This window comes from Streptomyces griseorubiginosus, assembly GCF_017614965.1.
In the GTDB taxonomy this organism is placed as follows: Bacteria; Actinomycetota; Actinomycetes; order Streptomycetales; family Streptomycetaceae; genus Streptomyces; species Streptomyces griseorubiginosus_B.
In genome coordinates this window covers 1-228 of the sequence record NZ_WVUG01000772.1, presented here as the reverse complement: position 1 = coordinate 228, position 228 = coordinate 1, and the positions used below count along the sequence as shown (strand labels likewise).

Sequence of the window (228 nt, the reverse complement as noted above, 5' to 3'; positions counted from 1 at the left end):
TGCTCCTTAGAAAGGAGGTGATCCAGCCGCACCTTCCGGTACGGCTACCTTGTTACGACTTCGTCCCAATCGCCAGTCCCACCTTCGACAGCTCCCTCCCGCAAGGGGTTGGGCCACCGGCTTCGGGTGTTACCGACTTTCGTGACGTGACGGGCGGTGTGTACAAGGCCCGGGAACGTATTCACCGCAGCACTGCTGATCTGCGATTACTAGCAACTCCGACTTCAT

At 58.8% G+C, this 228-nt stretch carries 1 rRNA gene; it reads right to left on the bottom strand.

Annotated features, from left to right (window positions below):
- Positions 1 to 10 precede the first annotated feature (10 nt).
- Positions 11 to 228, bottom strand: a 16S ribosomal RNA gene (locus GRC12_RS45200); the annotation flags it as partial.